At 47.8% G+C, this 16,667-nt stretch carries 17 protein-coding genes; 14 read left to right on the forward strand and 3 right to left on the reverse strand.

The window, feature by feature from the left end; genetic code table 11:
- Positions 1 to 39 precede the first annotated feature (39 nt).
- The 4 genes from FQ204_RS07880 to FQ204_RS07895 are packed head-to-tail and all read left to right on the forward strand — an operon-like array spanning position 40 to position 5,578.
- Complete coding sequence (locus FQ204_RS07880; RefSeq protein ID WP_144210438.1) at positions 40 to 4,050, forward strand: YodL domain-containing protein; 4,011 nt, start codon at positions 40 to 42, stop codon at positions 4,048 to 4,050.
- A gap of 3 nt (positions 4,051 to 4,053) precedes the next feature.
- Positions 4,054 to 5,007, forward strand: coding sequence for a hypothetical protein (locus FQ204_RS07885; RefSeq protein ID WP_144210440.1), 954 nt, complete (start codon positions 4,054 to 4,056; stop codon positions 5,005 to 5,007).
- Between the two features lie 2 nt (positions 5,008 to 5,009).
- The gene (locus FQ204_RS07890) at positions 5,010 to 5,216 is read left to right on the forward strand and encodes a transposon-transfer assisting family protein (RefSeq protein ID WP_186286707.1); all 207 of its coding nucleotides are present in this window, start codon (positions 5,010 to 5,012) and stop codon (positions 5,214 to 5,216) included.
- The gene (locus FQ204_RS07895; RefSeq protein ID WP_144210444.1) at positions 5,213 to 5,578 is read left to right on the forward strand and encodes a cysteine-rich VLP domain-containing protein; all 366 of its coding nucleotides are present in this window, start codon (positions 5,213 to 5,215) and stop codon (positions 5,576 to 5,578) included. Before FQ204_RS07890 ends, FQ204_RS07895 begins: the two co-directional genes overlap by 4 nt.
- 179 nt (positions 5,579 to 5,757) lie before the next feature.
- Here FQ204_RS07895 and FQ204_RS07900 read toward each other — a convergent pair whose 3' ends face one another.
- From FQ204_RS07900 to FQ204_RS07910, 3 genes are all read right to left on the reverse strand, one after another.
- Positions 5,758 to 7,107: a relaxase/mobilization nuclease domain-containing protein gene (locus FQ204_RS07900; protein ID WP_144210446.1), complete on the reverse strand. Its 1,350-nt coding sequence runs from the start codon at positions 7,105 to 7,107 to the stop codon at positions 5,758 to 5,760.
- Complete coding sequence (locus FQ204_RS07905) at positions 7,068 to 7,397, reverse strand: plasmid mobilization protein (RefSeq protein ID WP_144210520.1); 330 nt, start codon at positions 7,395 to 7,397, stop codon at positions 7,068 to 7,070. Before FQ204_RS07905 ends, FQ204_RS07900 begins: the two co-directional genes overlap by 40 nt.
- A gap of 253 nt (positions 7,398 to 7,650) precedes the next feature.
- Positions 7,651 to 8,004, reverse strand: coding sequence for a helix-turn-helix transcriptional regulator (locus FQ204_RS07910; protein ID WP_144210448.1), 354 nt, complete (start codon positions 8,002 to 8,004; stop codon positions 7,651 to 7,653).
- Between the two features lie 160 nt (positions 8,005 to 8,164).
- Between FQ204_RS07910 and FQ204_RS07915 the strand changes: the two genes are divergently transcribed.
- The 10 genes from FQ204_RS07915 to FQ204_RS07965 all read left to right on the forward strand — a co-directional run bounded on the left by FQ204_RS07915 (position 8,165) and on the right by FQ204_RS07965 (position 16,631).
- Positions 8,165 to 8,371, forward strand: coding sequence for a helix-turn-helix domain-containing protein (locus FQ204_RS07915; RefSeq protein ID WP_144210449.1), 207 nt, complete (start codon positions 8,165 to 8,167; stop codon positions 8,369 to 8,371).
- Complete coding sequence (locus FQ204_RS07920) at positions 8,364 to 9,068, forward strand: response regulator transcription factor (protein ID WP_144210451.1); 705 nt, start codon at positions 8,364 to 8,366, stop codon at positions 9,066 to 9,068. The genes FQ204_RS07915 and FQ204_RS07920 overlap by 8 nt, the downstream gene beginning before the upstream one ends.
- Positions 9,058 to 10,479 (forward strand): sensor histidine kinase, encoded by a 1,422-nt coding sequence (locus FQ204_RS07925; RefSeq protein WP_144210453.1) that lies wholly within the window; start codon positions 9,058 to 9,060, stop codon positions 10,477 to 10,479. Before FQ204_RS07920 ends, FQ204_RS07925 begins: the two co-directional genes overlap by 11 nt.
- A gap of 111 nt (positions 10,480 to 10,590) precedes the next feature.
- The gene (locus FQ204_RS07930; RefSeq protein ID WP_144210455.1) at positions 10,591 to 11,463 is read left to right on the forward strand and encodes an ABC transporter ATP-binding protein; all 873 of its coding nucleotides are present in this window, start codon (positions 10,591 to 10,593) and stop codon (positions 11,461 to 11,463) included.
- A gap of 4 nt (positions 11,464 to 11,467) precedes the next feature.
- Complete coding sequence (locus FQ204_RS07935; RefSeq protein ID WP_144210457.1) at positions 11,468 to 12,694, forward strand: ABC transporter permease subunit; 1,227 nt, start codon at positions 11,468 to 11,470, stop codon at positions 12,692 to 12,694.
- Positions 12,695 to 12,704: 10 nt separating this feature from the next.
- Complete coding sequence (locus FQ204_RS07940) at positions 12,705 to 13,076, forward strand: hypothetical protein (RefSeq protein WP_144210459.1); 372 nt, start codon at positions 12,705 to 12,707, stop codon at positions 13,074 to 13,076.
- A gap of 474 nt (positions 13,077 to 13,550) precedes the next feature.
- Complete coding sequence (locus tag FQ204_RS07945) at positions 13,551 to 13,991, forward strand: RNA polymerase sigma factor (RefSeq protein WP_118592104.1); 441 nt, start codon at positions 13,551 to 13,553, stop codon at positions 13,989 to 13,991.
- Positions 13,972 to 14,223 carry a helix-turn-helix domain-containing protein gene (locus FQ204_RS07950; RefSeq protein ID WP_144210461.1) on the forward strand — a complete coding sequence of 84 codons (252 nt, stop codon included), beginning with the start codon at positions 13,972 to 13,974 and terminating at the stop codon, positions 14,221 to 14,223. Before FQ204_RS07945 ends, FQ204_RS07950 begins: the two co-directional genes overlap by 20 nt.
- 463 nt (positions 14,224 to 14,686) lie before the next feature.
- A complete protein-coding gene (locus tag FQ204_RS07960) occupies positions 14,687 to 14,854 on the forward strand; it encodes a transposon-encoded TnpW family protein (protein ID WP_118592106.1) in 168 nt (55 codons plus the stop codon).
- A gap of 100 nt (positions 14,855 to 14,954) precedes the next feature.
- Positions 14,955 to 16,631 (forward strand): recombinase family protein, encoded by a 1,677-nt coding sequence (locus tag FQ204_RS07965; RefSeq protein ID WP_144101561.1) that lies wholly within the window; start codon positions 14,955 to 14,957, stop codon positions 16,629 to 16,631.
- Positions 16,632 to 16,667: the final 36 nt, after the last annotated feature.

Raw genomic sequence — 16,667 nt, forward strand, 5'->3', positions numbered from 1 at the left:
CAGCGTCCGCGCTGCCATACGCGAAAGGAGGTTTTACACATGGCAAGTTTGCGCGACAGCGTAAAGGACTATCAAGAGGAACTTAGGGACGGTATTGCATGGGTAGCATTTTGGAAAGAGGGACGTTCATGGAACGCCGAGCTGTTTCATCTTGAAGTGGACGGTACTTTAGAACCGTTTGACAGGAGCCGGTTAGAGGAAATCAAAGCGGCTGACCCCGCCGCCGTTATTCTAAACGGCTACTACTGCGGGCATTTAGGCGAGGATATGAGCCTTGACGAGCTGACCGCCGGAGTGCGCTATCACTATGAAAACGGCAGGAATGACCTTGACGGTTTTATCGGGGCGCATGACGACAGGCTTCCCCCGGAGGTTATCGAGGAAGCAAGAGCCGCCGCCCATGCAGCGGGGCTTCCCTTTTCCGAAAAGCCATACCGGGACGGGGAATATTTTGACCCTTATGTATTTGACGGGAGCATGAGTATTGAGGACTACGAACTTATGCACCGCATGATTGAAAAAGAAAGGAGCGAGCAAATGGACGAATGGAAAACAGGTTATTCCTCATACGACCATGACAGACTGGAAGCCGCCGACAAGATGAAGATTGAGCGCGGTATCTATTTTGACACGAAAGGCGCGGATATTTCCCCGCTGACCGCCTTACCCCTTGCCGAGCTTATGAAGCTGCGGGAGGAAAGCGCGGCTACGGAGCAGACCGTATTTGAAAATCTGAAAGTACAGGCTGCCGCCTGGGAGGAACAGGCAGGAAAGACCCTGCTATTTGACAAGGCGATTGAGTATGCGAGAATACCCGAAGTGAAGCATACGGCGAACAAGTGGCAGGACGAGGACAACGACCGCCACACCATCAGCAACCGGGTATATAAAATGAGCTACCATGTTTACGAAAATACCCGTTACGACAAGGCAGCACAGAAGTCTATCCCGTATTCCTATACGCTGTCTTGGAACGTCTACACCAACAGCCCCCACGGATACGGACAGACGAAAATCGCCGGACAGGACAGAAAGGTATTTGCTGACCGGGCAGCTATGGAAAAATATCTGAATGGGCGTATCAAGGCGTATGAAAAGCTCTTTACAGAAATATCCCCGCCTATCCCGCCGGAGTATGCGGAGCCGTTCAAGGTAAACGGGCAGCTCTTACCGGGCTACACCATAGAGGGCGAAGAAATCAAGCAGCCCGCCGCCAACATTCCCGCCGCTGCACTGAGAACCGAGCCGGGACAGGAAACGGAACAGTTTGCAATCCTGATTGACAGCCGCACCCGCTTTGAAACGGGAGAACCGGGCGGCTACTGGCTTTCCATGCCCGCCACAAAGGAAGAACTTCACAAAGCTATGCAAAGCGTCGGCATTACCGCAGACAACCCGCAGGAATTTTTCATTCACGGCTACTCTGACCGAGAGGACAGACACATTGCCCTACCTTATGACATGGTATGCGCGGCACAGGTGGACGAGCTGAATTTCCTTGCGGCACGACTGGAAACTCTTGACGCTTCCGGGATTGCCGCGCTGAACGCCGCCACACAGCGAAAGAACGGTTTTGAGAATATCGGGCAGCTCATTGACTTTACCTATAACGAGGACTTTTTCGTGCATATCCCCGAAGTACATAATCCCCGCGAATTAGGCGACTACTATCTGAATAAATCCGGCATGGTACAAATGCCCGCTGAATGGAAAAACAGCATTGACCCTATCGCCTTTGGACGAAACGCCGCAGCACAGGAAAAAGGCAGTTTTACCGAGTACGGCTATCTTGTAGAAAGCGGTGACGCATGGGAGAAACACTTTGAGGGGCGGGACGTGCCGGAGGACTACCGCATTATGAGCTACCCGCAGCCGACCGCAGAACTGGACGCAGCCCCGGCAGCACAAGCGGCTGTTCCCGAAGCAACGTCGCAGGAGCCACGCCCGGTTATCCCCATTGTCTTAACTTCCGAGAAACCCGCCGAAAAGCTCAAAGAAATAACTGACCGCTTGGAGCAGGGTATTACGGAGCTGTTCGACAGCGAGCGTTACAAGGAATATCTGCGCGTCATGTCAAAGTTTCATAATTACAGCTTTAACAATACGCTGCTGATCACCATGCAGAAGCCCGACGCTTCTCTTATCGCCGGATTTAACGCATGGAAAAATAACTTTGGGCGAAATGTGATGAAAGGACAAAAGGGTATCAAAATCCTTGCACCGTCGCCCTTTAAGATTAAAAAAGAAATGGAGAAAATCGACCCGCAGACACAGAAAGTCATTATCGGTAAGGACGGAAAGCCCGTAACCGAAGAAAAGGAAATCACAATCCCCGCCTTTAAGGTGGTATCTGTCTTTGATGTATCGCAGACCGAGGGCAAGGAAATCCCCGACATTGCCGTAAATATGCTGACCGGAGATGTGGAGCATTACAAGGACGTTTTCGCTGCCCTTGAAAAGACTTCCCCTGTTCCCGTTGCTTTTGAGAAAATCGAGGGCGGCGCACACGGGTACTACCACTTGGAGGACAAGCGTATTGCCCTTGATGAGGGCATGAGTGAGCTGCAAACCTTAAAAACCCTTATCCATGAAATCGCCCATGCGAAGCTGCACGACATTGACCTAAACGCCCCTTTGGAGGACTTGGAGAACAGACCCGACCGCCGCACCCGTGAGGTACAGGCAGAAAGTATCGCCTATACCGTGTGCCAGCATTACGGGCTTGATACTTCTGACTATTCCTTTGGGTACGTTGCTGGGTGGAGTGCCGGACGGGAGCTTGCCGAACTGAAAAGCTCTCTTGAAACAATCCGCAGCACCGCAGCGGAAATCATCAACAGCATTGATGAACATATCGCAGAGCTGCAAAAGGCACAGGAACAGGCGCAGACTTCCGAGGTACAGGAAATCGGGCAAGACGCACCACCGCAGGAGCAGCCGGAAATCCCCGTACCCAACGCCACTATCAGCATAAAAGAAATGCAGGACTACGGCTATTCTTGGGACGGTATGTTTCCGCTGCAACAGGAAGCCGCCGAGCGTTTGTTTACACAGGACGGTATCGAGGTTTTCCGTATCTATGAGGACGGCACCGAGGGAGCCGTTACCAGTCTGACCGATTTACAGGAACACGCAGAAAAAGGCGGCTTGTTCGGTGTAGAAAAGGAAACTTGGGAAGCCCTGCATGAATACAACGCCATGAAGCAGCAGATACGGGAAAGTGAGCCGACAAAGGAAGCTCTTTTACTCTATGGCAAAGAGGACAGCTACGGGATTTATCAGTTAGCCCGCGGCGACGCCACAAGGGACTTGCGCTTTGAGCCTTACGACCGCCTGCAGGCGACGGGACACACCGTTGACCGGGCAAATTATGAACTTATCTATACCGCGCCCCTTGAACATGGAACTTCCCTCGAAGATATTTATACCCGTTTCAATATCGACCACCCGAAAGATTTTAAGGGACACAGCCTTTCCGTTTCTGACATTGTGGTGCTTCATCAGAACGGCGGGAACACCGCCCACTATGTAGACAGTATCGGTTTTCAGAATGTGCCGGAGTTTTTACAGGAGAAGCAGCCGCAGCTTATCCCCGACGAGCATTTGACCGGGGAACAGATTAAAACGCCGCGCGGCAGTTTTTATGTATCGGATATGAGTGTTGAACAGATGAAAGAAGCCGGGTATGGACTTCATCATCAATCCGACGACGGGAAATATCTGATTATGGGAAACGGTACGCGGGCGTTTGCCGTTGCCGCCGAGCAGCCGGAAAAAGCTAACCCGTTAAAACATATCGAGGACACAATCGAGCAGAACGACAACAGCTTTGACGGTATCATCAACAACACCCCTACTGTTGACGAACTGGAAGCAAAGGTAAAAGCCGGGGAACAGATTTCCCTTGTTGACCTTGCGGAAGCGATTAAGGCAGACAAAGAACGCGGCAAAGAGAAGCCCTCTATCCGGGCGCAGCTTAAAGCCGATAAAGAACGGGCGGGGAAAAAGAAGAACGCAAAGCAGAAGTCGCAGGACTTGGAAAGGAGCTGACGCATGAGCAAATTAAATAAATTTGAAGATGTAGACGTGTTCGCTTCCCTCAATGAGATTATGAAGCAGAACACAGGCTTTTTTCAAAGCGATTTTGATATTGACAGGGAGATTATCGCAAAAGCGGCGGCAAGTGCGAGGAAAGAGGATAAGACCCTCTTATGGTTTTGCCGACCGTCTGGGACGCATTGCTTTCGGGAGCGCGACGTGTTCCTAAAGGACACCGCGCCCCATAACACATGGCGTTTCTACATGGAGCAGACAAGCGACCGTATTCTTGCCTATGCAATCGAGCTGACAGACAGGGAGCATGGAAAAATCAAGGGCAATCTGTATGAGCTTGACTATTCCCGCCATTATGAGCGCGTCAAAGAAAAAGGGCTGCCCGCCGATACGGTAAAGCTGATTTATGAGCGCGGGGAGCAGATGATACCCGCCGGACAGTATTTCAACGGAAGCCCAGACCCGCAGCTTGGGAAGTTTGAACGCTTTGAAGCCATACCCAACGACCCGGACGCTCTTAAATGGCTCTTACGGGAGGAACACCGCAACAGGGAGCAGCTTCCACCGGGAGATTTTAAGGCCCATATCGCCGCATTGCATGACGGACTGATTGAAACGGAAGCGCGGCGCATTGTGCGGGAAATGAAGCGGCATGACACGCCGAACAGCCCGAACAAGACCCATTTCATGGTGGAGCTTTCCCCGGCGTTCATGCAGCTTGCGAACACAAAGGACATTGACCGCCTTTTCTCCATGCTGCCTTACAAGACCCTTTCCTTTTCCAAAATCGAGGGCAGACATGAGACGTATGCGCTGATTGACAAGGGAGAGAACCGGGACAAAGGGATTAAAAAGCCGCGCCCCTCTGTCCGGGCGCAGCTTACCGCAGATAAGAAAACAGCCGCCCCGAAAAAGGCAGCGGCAAAAAGAAAAAATCACGATTTGGAGGTATGAGCATGAATAGATTTACTGTTGAGGAAACAAACCTTTTGAGCATTTACCATGAGGGAAGCAAGGCGCAGCTTATAGAGAACATGACCGCTGCGCTGCCTTACATGGACGCGGGATTACGGGAGCTTGCAAAGCGCACCCTTTCCAAAGTAGGCGCGCTGACCGAAGCCGAGTACAGGGAGCTTGCCGTTTATCCTGCTGATGAAGTATGACCGGGATTAAGCGGCTGTCGCCGCGACAAAGCCGCAAGGTAAACACCCTTGTGAAAAATGAGTGCTGCAACTGCGAGAATGGCAACTGTATTTTACTGGACGACGGGGACACTTGCGTATGCCCGCAGCTCCTTTCCTATTCCCTGCTCTGTAAGTGGTTTCGGATTGCCGTACTTCCTCTTGATAAGCTGCTCTATGCGGAACTCTATCAGACCGAGGACAGAAAGAAATGTACCGTGTGCGGCGCGTTCTTTGCGTCCACCTCTAACAGCGTCAAATACTGCCCGGACTGTCGGAAGCGTGTCACTCGCAGACAGGCAGCCGAGCGCATGAGAAAAAAGCGTACTCTTGTTACGCAGTAGGGGCGAAAAAAGCCTTTGATTGCAGGGCTTTTCGGACACAAAAACAAAGAGGTAAAGGATTGATACCTTTACCCCTAAAATCGCGGTTCTACTGCGTAACATTTCAAAAGCTGCACCTATGAGAAAACGGGCGCGGTGGCCAACATATTGGCTGCCGCGTCCATTCTTTTTTTGCTCATTTATCCGCGCTCGGTTTCTTTTTCCCGTTCAGGCTGACGTTCCACTTTCAAAATACTGTCGATATTCTTCTTGATAACGTCGTATTCCTTGACCTGCTTTTTCAGCTTCCCATAGTCGGCATACAGGGCTTCTTTCTGCTCTTGAAGTGCTGCGTACTCTGCTTGCAGGGCGGCAAAGCTTGGGAGCTTGGAGATACCCGCCGCTTTTAGTGCTTTTGCCGCTGCTTCATAGAGAATTATATCGCTCTCATGGGCTGCCCGGTATTTCTCCTTATCCTTTGCCTTGCGGTATGCAGCATAGGCGGGCTTGGTCTTTTGATAGGTAGTGATATTCTTGATAAGCAGCGTCATATCTGTAAGACGCTTTTCAACCTCTTTCAAGCTGTCCGCTGCCTGTTCGCTTGCTGCGGTAACTTCCGCGATTTTCGCGGTCAGCTCTGCGTACTGTTCAATCTTATGTTCCGTCAAGAAATTCATGGTTTTCGCTGCCTGTTTCAGATTATGGATTTTCGCCCATTGCTCATAGCCCCGGCTTTCCTGCGCCTTGATACTGTTCTGAATATCAATGAGCAGACTAACGCCGCCGCGATCTGTGCGGGGAGCTTTCGCAGCGCGGGCGCGTTTGCCGCTTATCCGTTCGCTGATAGCTTCCTCTGTATAATCTGCGCCGAGGGTTTTAAGGCGGGTAAACCGTTCCTGTCCGGTAGCGCGGCAGGAAATGTATTTTCCCGGCTTTATTTCATAGCCCGCCGCCTGTAATTTGGATAGTAATTCCTCAAAACTTGATACTTGGGGAATGAGCGCGTCCACGGCAATTTTCAGCTTGCCTTTCCAACTGGTACCCGTTTTCTCTGCCTGGTACTCCGCATAGCTTTTCCCTTTGCTGCCCCTGCTTGGAACGACAACGGACAAGCCATGCTCCCGGCACAGCTTGTCGCTCATATTCCTTATGCCGTAATAGCTGCGCTTATTGGAATTGTACTTGTGGTAGTCAACAAAATTGACCGCGCAAAAAATGATGTGGTTATGGATATGCCCCTTGTCAATATGGGTAGTCAAAACATACTCATGTTGTCCTTTGGTTACTGCGTCGGCAAGCTGCCGCCCGATTTCATGGGCTTCTCTGTAATCGACTTCCCCTGGCTCAAAGGATTGTATCAGATGGTGGGCTAAATTGCTGCCCTTATCCAACGCCTGCGACAGAGTAAAACCAAACTCAATGTCTGCCGTTTCATAGGAGCAGCCAAAGGAGGACACAAGCATTTTTTCGTCGGTCTTTGCGGGATTTTGGATATAGTCAAGGGCTTTGTTTAGCGTTCCCTTAATAGGTTTAATCTTTGTAACCGCCATATTTCCGCAAGCACCCCCTTTATTTCTTCTATGTCCTCTTGGTAGACGCTGCCCGTACTGTTCACGCGCTTTGCAATCTGATTGACGTTGACGCCGATTTTCTGTATCTCCGCTGTCATAGCCTTTATGTCGGTGTGGTCTACTTGCAGGATATACCCGTCAATGGCAATCTTCCTAAGATACGCTGCCATATTTCGGGTTGGTATCAGTTTCATCTTTTCAAGAATTAAATCCCGTTCTGCTTCCGTTACTCTGAATTTGATTTGCACCGTTCTTTTTCGTCCGTCCATGCGTAAATGCTCCTTTCCATTCCGAGGGTTTGGGACACTTCCCAACAAGCAATTTTCAACCGATACGCCGTAGTGCGTGAGGGCGAAAATACGGAAGTGGGTACCCGCTTCCTATGCTTGCTATTCATCTTTTCGCTTTCTTCCACGATAAAGACGGGATTTTGCCAAACACACCCGCAGGAAAAGAAAAACGCTGCAATCCGCAAAGATTACAACGCTTTCTAAAATCCATATTCAGTTGTGCCGGACGTTCTCATTCGCCCTCTTTTTCGACTTCCGTTATCTCCTTTGCCGTAGCAGCAACAATACGCAAGCCCTTGTCGCTCATGCTGTCAAGCAGAGTATCAAGCTGCCGCCGCTGCGTGTCTTTTGTGTCCGGCTTCTCTAAAAGAAACTGGTCTACGGATATATCATAACGGAGCATAAGCTCAAAAAAGATTTGCAGACTGGGGTGCTGCCCGTTGTTCTCAATGTTCGCAAGGTAGCGAGGGGATATATACATTTCGTCGCTCACTTTCTTGCGGCTCTCTTTTCTTTCTGTCCGCGCTGCTTTTATTGCCTGCCCGAAAGCCTTGAAGTCATATTTTTCTACTGGTCTTTTTGCCATATTCATTCACCCAGCTACATTTTACTGTTCCCCTTTCTCTTTGGATATGTCTATACAATTCCTACTATGCACCAAAATAATTCATAATCAGACACTTGCTATTATTCGCCTGTCCGAGTATAATTATACTGATAACGTGTAAAGAAAGGACGGGTAAATTATGGAATATATGTCTGCGCCACAAGCAGCGGAAAAATGGGGAATTTCAGAAAGACGAGTACAGATATTATGCAACCAAAACCGTATACCCGGCGTTTCAAAACTGGGGTATATGTGGCTGATACCAAAGGACGCAGAAAAGCCAACTGACGCAAGATTTAAGAAAAGAAGTCCTAAGCCATTACAGGAGGAAACCGACCATGAATAAATACAAAATAATGATAGTTGACGACGAGCCGGATATATTGGAACTACTTGAAAAATCCCTTGCCATTGAGGGCTTCCAAAATATCACAAAGATAGATAACGGGCTTTCTGCGGTAAACTCATGCCGCACATTACAGCCTGATATGATTATCTTGGACGTTATGTTGCCGGGAATTGACGGGTATGAAGTCTGTAAACAGATTAGAGAGTTTTCTCATTGTCCTATCCTGTTTCTATCTTCAAAGAATGATGAACTGGATAAAATACTTGGCTTGGCAGTCGGCGGGGACGATTATGTAACAAAACCGTTTAGTCCGAAAGAGATAGCTTATCGTGTGAAAGCACAGTTGCGACGTACAGAATACAGGCAGCTTCCGACAAAGGCGCAACTCCTTAAAGTTGGTGCATTGAGCATTGACCCGGAGGGCTGCCGTGTGACAAAGGACGGAAAGGGAATTGAACTGACCGCCCGTGAGTTTGAAATACTGCACTACATGGCACAAAATATAGGACGGGTTATCAGCAAGGAAAGGCTATATGAAACCGTATGGGGTGAGGACGGCTTCGGTTGCGATAATACAATTATGGTACATATCCGACACTTGCGGGAAAAGATAGAAAGTAATCCCACTTCCCCGGAGTACATTATCACAATGAAAGGCTTGGGCTACAAGTTGGTAAAACCTTATGAAAAATAAATTGAAACACAAGCCCATTCTATATACAGCGGTTATATTAGCAATTCTATTTGTCATTCTGATTGTTTCTGCAATCGGTATGTTTTACTATGCTTTTTCTATCCCGGAGCCGGAGGGACTAAGCCTTGCGTCGTGGCCGCATACGTTTACTGACAATTTTTCCACTTGGATAGAGGAAAAAGACGGAAATATCGGCGTGGAGCAAATCGGTGTGGAACGCTTGGACGAATACGGCTTGTGGGTGCAAATCCTTGACGAAAACGGACAGGAAATATATGCACACAACAAACCGGAAAACTACCCGGACGGTTACAGTATGACGGAGCTTGTGGAGTTGACGGAAAGCGGCTATGAAAACGGAAATACCGTCTTTATCAGCAACGTTACCATATCGGACAGAACGCTTAACTACATTGTGGGCTTCCCTTATGCCATAGGAAAAACTATGCTTTACTATAACGGTGAGAATGTGGCGCGGCTGTCACCATTTACAAAAAGTGTAGTGTTCTTTTCCGCTTGCGTGGTTGTGCTTGTTGCCTTTGTTTATGCGTTTTGGCTGTCTCGGAAGCTGGCAACGATTATCAACGGCATTAAAAGTATAGCGGCAAATCAATATACACCACTGAAAGAAAGAGGCTTGTTTAGCGAGATTTACGGTTCTTTGAATGAGATGAATATGAAAATACGCCACAGCGAAAAGGTACAGCAGGAAACTGACCATGCCCGCAAAGAATGGATCGCGAACATCACTCATGACTTGAAAACGCCCCTTTCCCCGGTAAAGGGATATGCGGAGCTTCTTGCAGAGGGGCGCAGCCTTGATTTGCCGACGGTACAGGAATACGGGAAAATCGTATTGAAAAACGTCAATCACATGGAAAAGCTGATAAATGACTTGAAGCTGACCTATCAACTTGAAGCCGGAGCTTTCCCCTTTGCCCCGCAGGAAATCCGAATTGTGCGTTTTCTAAAAGAGTTGGTAATCGACATTGCAAATGACCCGGCGTTTTCAAAACGAACGATTGCGTTTGAAAGTAGTATGCAGGAAATGACGCTTGCAGTTGACCCCGATTTGCTGCGCCGCGCAGTCGGGAATATTGTTATCAATGCCCTTGTGCATAACCCTGTCGATACCAAAGTAAAGGTAACGGTCAATCTCATACCCGGAAACAAGATTGCTGTTTCTGTCCGGGATAACGGCAAAGGCATGGACGAAAAGGAACTGTCCGGCTTGTGGAGCCGCTATTACAGAGGGACAAACACCAAAGAGCGACCGGAAAGCAGCGGTCTTGGACTTGCAATCGCAAAACAGATTATCGCACTTCACGGCGGTGATATTTCCGTGGTAAGCAATCCCGGCTTGGGAACAGAATTTACAATCCTGCTTCCATGTGGAGCAAGCACAAATTAAGGTTAAATTAAGATACGGCAAAGCCGCCCATAAGGTAGGTAGTCTATACTATAAGCATAGGCGACCTACCTTTTTTCTACGCCTATCACAAAGACAAGGAGGTTTTCATATATGGAATTGCAATTACAGCATTTGAGCAAATGCTACGGTGCAAAGCAGGCTGTTAATGATGTTAGCACCGTTCTTACTCCGGGGGTATATGGTCTGCTTGGTGCGAACGGTGCGGGCAAGACAACTTTAATGCGTATGATTTGCGGTGTTCTAAAGCCTACTTCCGGCAGTATCTGTTTGAACGGAAAGAGCATTGACGAGTTGGGTGAAGATTATTATGCTCACTTGGGCTATATGCCGCAGGATTTCGGCTTTTACCCGGATTTTACAGCCCGTGAGTTTATGCTCTATATGGCGGCAGTAAAGGGACTGGATAGGAAAGAAGCAACGACACGGACGGGGGAATTGTTGAAATTAGTTAATCTGCATGAGGTGGCAGACAAAAAAATTAAGTCCTTTTCCGGCGGTATGAAACAGCGTTTGGGGATTGCTCAGGCAGAATTGAACGCCCCAGACATTCTCATTTTAGACGAGCCAACCGCAGGACTTGACCCAAAAGAACGTGTCCGCTTCCGCAATCTCATATCTGACTTTGCAAAGGATAAGATTGTTATTCTGTCTACGCATATTGTATCGGACGTTTCCTATATCGCTGATACTATTCTGATGATGAAAGACGGTACATTTTTACTGCAAGAGCCTATGGCTACTATCACAGACAGTATAAACGGCAAGGTATGGGAACTTTTGGTGAGCGACCGGGAAGCAGCAGAATACAGCAGACGCTTTTCCGTTGTTAATCTGCACCATGAAAACGGCAATGTGCGGTTACGTATGATACATGATACATCTCCGGCCGCCGACGCTATCACCGTACCGCCGAGCTTGGAGGATTTGTTTTTATACCACTTCGGAGAAGAAAGGGGCGAATGAAACAATGCTTATTAAATACGAATTTTTGAAAATCCTGCGTAAAAAATCGACGCTTATCGTCATGGTTGCAAGTTTGCTTGTAACTGCAATTTTATTTGGTTTACCGATTTTGCGGTATCAGACTTACAATCAAGAAGGTGTAATCACTGGCCTTGCGGGTATTGAATATGAAAAGGAACAAGCAGAAAATTATTCTGTTCCTTTAACAGATGAATATATCACTGAAACAATCCGGGAAGTACAGCAGCTTTTTGAAAATCCTGATAATGTGGGATATGACGGTTATGAACAGTTTTTGGTTGACAGCGCATATTGGGACGGTATCGCCCCACGGGAACGTCTGCTAAATATGATTGCGAAAAACTATGTCAATCCAAACGAAAGCGCGGGGTATAGCTCATTAGCAGATTTGGATATTTCAGAGGGCGCGGATTTTTACGCTGCAAGACAGGAAAAAATCGAAAAGCTACTTAATACCGCTTCCCGTGAATTGTCCGAGAAACAGAAAAACTATTGGCAGGATATGAACAGTAAGGTTGATGAACCTTTTCAGTATGGGTATTACGAGGGATGGGAAATCATCATTAGCAGCTTTGAATTGCTGATGTTTGCGCTACTGGCGGTCTGTATCGTGATTGCCCCTGTCTTTTCCGGCGAGTATGAAGCCGGAACGGACGCGGTAATATTATCCGCAAAATACGGAAAAACGAAACTAACAACAGCTAAAATTGTAGCCTCCTATCTGTTCGGTGCGCTTGCTTTTACGCTTCATGTAATTGTTGCGTTTTGTCTGCCTCTTGCAGCATTTGGCTTTGACGGTTGGGATTTGTCGCTGCAAATCGTAAACACGACTATACCGTACCCGTGGACATTCCTGCAAGCTGTCCTTGTGAATTTGGGAGTAGTTTACCTTGTGCTGTTCGCCATGCTTGGCTTGACGCTTCTGCTGTCGGCAAAGATGAAAAGCTCGTACCTTGTGCTTATTGTGCTTGTGCCTATCCTGTTTATTCCGCTGTTTCTCTCACCAAACGGAACAACGGGCGCATATAACTTGACTCTATTCCTACTCCCGTACCGTTCCACCGTGCCGGAGATTGGAAAATATATCTCCTATCAGCTTGGCGGGCTTGTCTTGGACGCATTTACCATGAGGGCTATTCTGTATGCGATACTTACTGCGGTTATGCTTCCCCTTGCAAGGCTTGGGTTTAAGAAACATCAAGTCGGATAAGGAGGGGGCTATGAAAAAGAAAAAGCCTATTATTTTTGCGGCGTTAGTTGTTGCTGCTATTGTAGTAATCGCGGTAATATTGCAATCGTCTAATTGGTCTAATCTTTCCTATGAAGCGGTTGTGCAGGAAACTGTTACAATGTCTAACGGGGAAATCCGTCTGATTGTAGAACGCACAACAGAAATCTACGGAAATCCTTTAAACTCTCTGCATATCAGTGAAGATACAAAATTACTTGATATGGACGGTAGCACAATTTCTGTCGAGGACTTAAAGCCGGGATATAAGGTTAAAGTTACTTTAAAAGACTCTTTTACAGAAGAAACGCCATATTACTATCCGATTGTTTATGAGATTGTATTGATTGACGTTAATCCTTGATATGGAAAAACAAGCTGCCGGACGACGGCAAAGAAAAAAAGCCGTCGTGCAGCAGCCATATTTTCACGCGCTTATTTTATCTCGGCGGCTTTGATTTTTCAGAGCCGCCGTGTCTTTTCGTCAATCTATCCCAAACTTGCGACGACCCGGACACCGTGAACTGACACGGCGGCATTTAGGAGGTTGCAGCCGTGTCTAATTTTGTATTCCATAATACCCATGAGCTTCATCAATTAAAAAAAGCATAGCTCCACCTCCGGGTAAGTCTACCTATGAGTATGAACTGTCAAATCATCTGAATACTTTTTACATTTCCTTTGCGTCCGTCTGCGCCTTGCAGACGGGCGCATTTTGCGTTTTTCAAAACTTTTTTGAAAAACTTTTCTATTCCGTTTGGCAAATTTGCGGCACGTCCGTGGAAGGCAGCCGAAAGGGGATAAATAACCCGCCCCCGGGACGAAAGGGGGTGAGAACATGGATTACCCTAATCGGTTGGAATGGCAGACGAGATGTGAGTTTAACGCGTACTGCAAACACACGCTACGCAACGAACTGATTGACGCCTGCCGGGAAAGCAAAAGTCGGCGAAAGCACGAAGTCAACTTTTCAGACCTTGCCCCGCATGAGGAAAAGCAGCTTTATACCGTTGACAGATATTTTGTCAATGAGGACGAGGACGCTTTTTGTGCGGGCGGTTTGAAGATTACGGCGAAGCTGCTTGCCGAAGCAATGCACTCCCTGCCGGAAGAAAAACGGCAAGCCGTTTTACTGTATTACTTTTTCAGCATGACCGACGCTGAAATCGCGGAGCTTATGAAAGTACCCCGCAGCACAGTACAGTATAGACGGACAAGCTCTTTTGAACTGCTAAAACGATATTTGGAGGAACGCGCTGATGAATGGAACGAATTGTAATGACAATGAGCGCGGCTTATTACCCTACCCGGTCATTTTAGCCGCGACAAAGGGCGACCCCGACGCCATGAAAATTGTGGTGCAGCACTACCAAAGCTACATAGCCCACCTGTCTATGCGGAAAATCCGTGACGAAAGCGGCAATACCTATTACGGCGTAGACGAGGACTTGCGGGAACGGCTGCAAGCAAAGCTCATGCGGGCTGTCCTATCCTTTAAGACAGAGAAGTAAAAACGCGAAGTGTTCCACCCCTTTCCGCTTTGCGTATTCCAGTCTTTTGAACCTTGAAAAAGAAAGCGACGCAAGATAACGGCGACGCAGCATAGGGCAAATCAGATACGTTCCTTTTGCGCCGAGCCATGCGGCGGGTGCGCTATGACGCGACCCCGGCGGGACTTCCCTCCCCGGATTGCCGAGCGACCAACACCGACGCCGGAAAACAGGCACAGCAGCCTGTCGGCGACGACGCGCAAAATACATAATGATACTCCCTTATAGCCACAGTCCGAGCGTTAAAAGCGTCGCAGGCAATGGGTAGGGCTGCGCGAGAACCGCGCAGGGGTGCAATTCCCGTGAGGTTAAGAAGCTAATTGACCGTCTGATTAAAGCTCCTTTATAAATTACCGGGAATAGTGGACTTGCCACTATTCATAAACTGAACTATTAAACGAGCGAAAGAAAGGGGGCTTTTCTTTTGTCGCAAAATCAATCTTCCGTTACCACAACGGAACACAAAATTGGAAAAGTTACTTATCTTGTATGTTCGGCGCAGAGTGAACGAGCGACGGATACACTCGATAAAAAGATAAAAAAGCTCATTCGTAAAGATATGGAGCTAAACGCCGCAAACGCCCGAAAATAGGGCGTTTTTTCATATTTAGGACATGACTTTAGCAGCGGTTCATGGTATAATTTTATCAGTACAAATACCATGCTTGTCTGCTGTCAGAGAGGAGGACAAAATGTTACAGGCAGACAAGATAACCGCTTTATATTGCAGATTAAGTCAAGAGGATATGCAAGCCGGAGAAAGCGAAAGCATACAGAACCAAAAGCTAATTTTACAGAAGTACGCAGACGACCACCATTTTTTCAATACGCGCTTTTTCGTTGATGACGGATTTTCCGGTGTAAGTTTTGAGCGTGAGGGGCTTCAATCCATGCTCCGCGAGGTAGAAGCCGGAAACGTGGCAACGGTCATAACAAAAGACCTCTCCCGTCTTGGACGTAACTATCTTAAAACCGGGGAGCTTATCGAAATTGTTTTCCCGGAATACGAAGTGCGCTATATTGCCATTAACGACGGTGTAGACACAGCAAGGGACGACAACGAATTTACCCCGCTGCGAAACTGGTTTAATGAGTTTTACGCTCGCGATACTTCAAAGAAAATTCGGGCGGTCAAACAGGCAAAGGCGCAGAAAGGCGAGCGCGTCAATGGCGAAGTGCCTTACGGCTACATAGCTGACCCTAACGACCGCAATCATTTATTGCCCGACCCGGAAACAGCACACGTTGTAAAACAGATTTTTGCTATGTATGTGCGCGGCGACCGTATTTGTGAAATACAGAACTGGCTGCGAGAGCATGAAATACTGACCGTTTCCGAAATGCGTTATCGTCGTTCCGGGAGCTGCCGCCACCCGCGCCCACACCCGAACTGTATTTACAACTGGCCGGATAAGACGCTGTATGACATTCTTAGCCGTAAGGAATATTTGGGGCATACTATTACAGGCAAAAGCTATAAGGTATCTTACAAATCAAAAAAGACAAAGAAGAACCCGGAAGAAAAGCAATACTTCTTCCCTAACACACATGAACCTTTGATTGATGAAGAAACCTTTGACCTTGCACAGAAACGGATTGCTACCAAACATCGCCCTACGAAAGTAAACGAAATCGACATTTTTTCGGGACTTCTCTTTTGTGGAGATTGCGGCTACAAAATGTATTTGCAGCAGGGAGCCGGAACATTGGAACGCAAACACGCTTACACTTGCGGGAAATACCGAAACCGTATCAGAACCGGGGAGCTTTGCACCACGCATTATATCCGTAAAAGCGTATTGAAAGAACTTGTCCTTGCCGACCTGCAACGGGTACTGTCCTATGTGCAGACCCATGAACAGGCATTTATCCAAACGGCGAATGAGTGCAGCGAGCAAGCCATGAAGAAAACAATGGCGCAGCAGCACAAGGAGCTTGACAAGGCACAGGGCAGAATGAGCGAATTAAACGTCTTATTCCGTAAACTGTATGAGGACAACGCTTTAGGGAAACTCTCTGATGAACAGTTTGCTTTCTTGACTTCCGGCTATGATGAAGAAAAAAAGACGCTGACGCGACGTATCGCGGAATTGACACAGGAGCTTGACACCGCCGCCGAGCGCAGCGCAGACGTGAAAAGGTTTGTTACCCTTGTCCGTAAATATACGGCGATTGAGGAATTGACTTACGAGAACGTCCATGAATTTATCGACCGTATTCTTATTCACGAACTGGATAAGGAAACGAACACCCGAAAAATTGAAATCTTTTATAGCTTTGTCGGCAGAGTTGATACAGGCGACAAGCCAACCGAAAGTATCTCCTATTTCAGACAGATAGGAGCCGACGTAAAGAGTTATGCTATCTAACATATATCAAAAAGAGGTAAGATAACCGCCCCTACA

Source organism: Streptococcus constellatus (genome assembly GCF_902167705.1).
Lineage (GTDB): Bacteria > Bacillota > Bacilli > Lactobacillales > Streptococcaceae > Streptococcus > Streptococcus constellatus_A.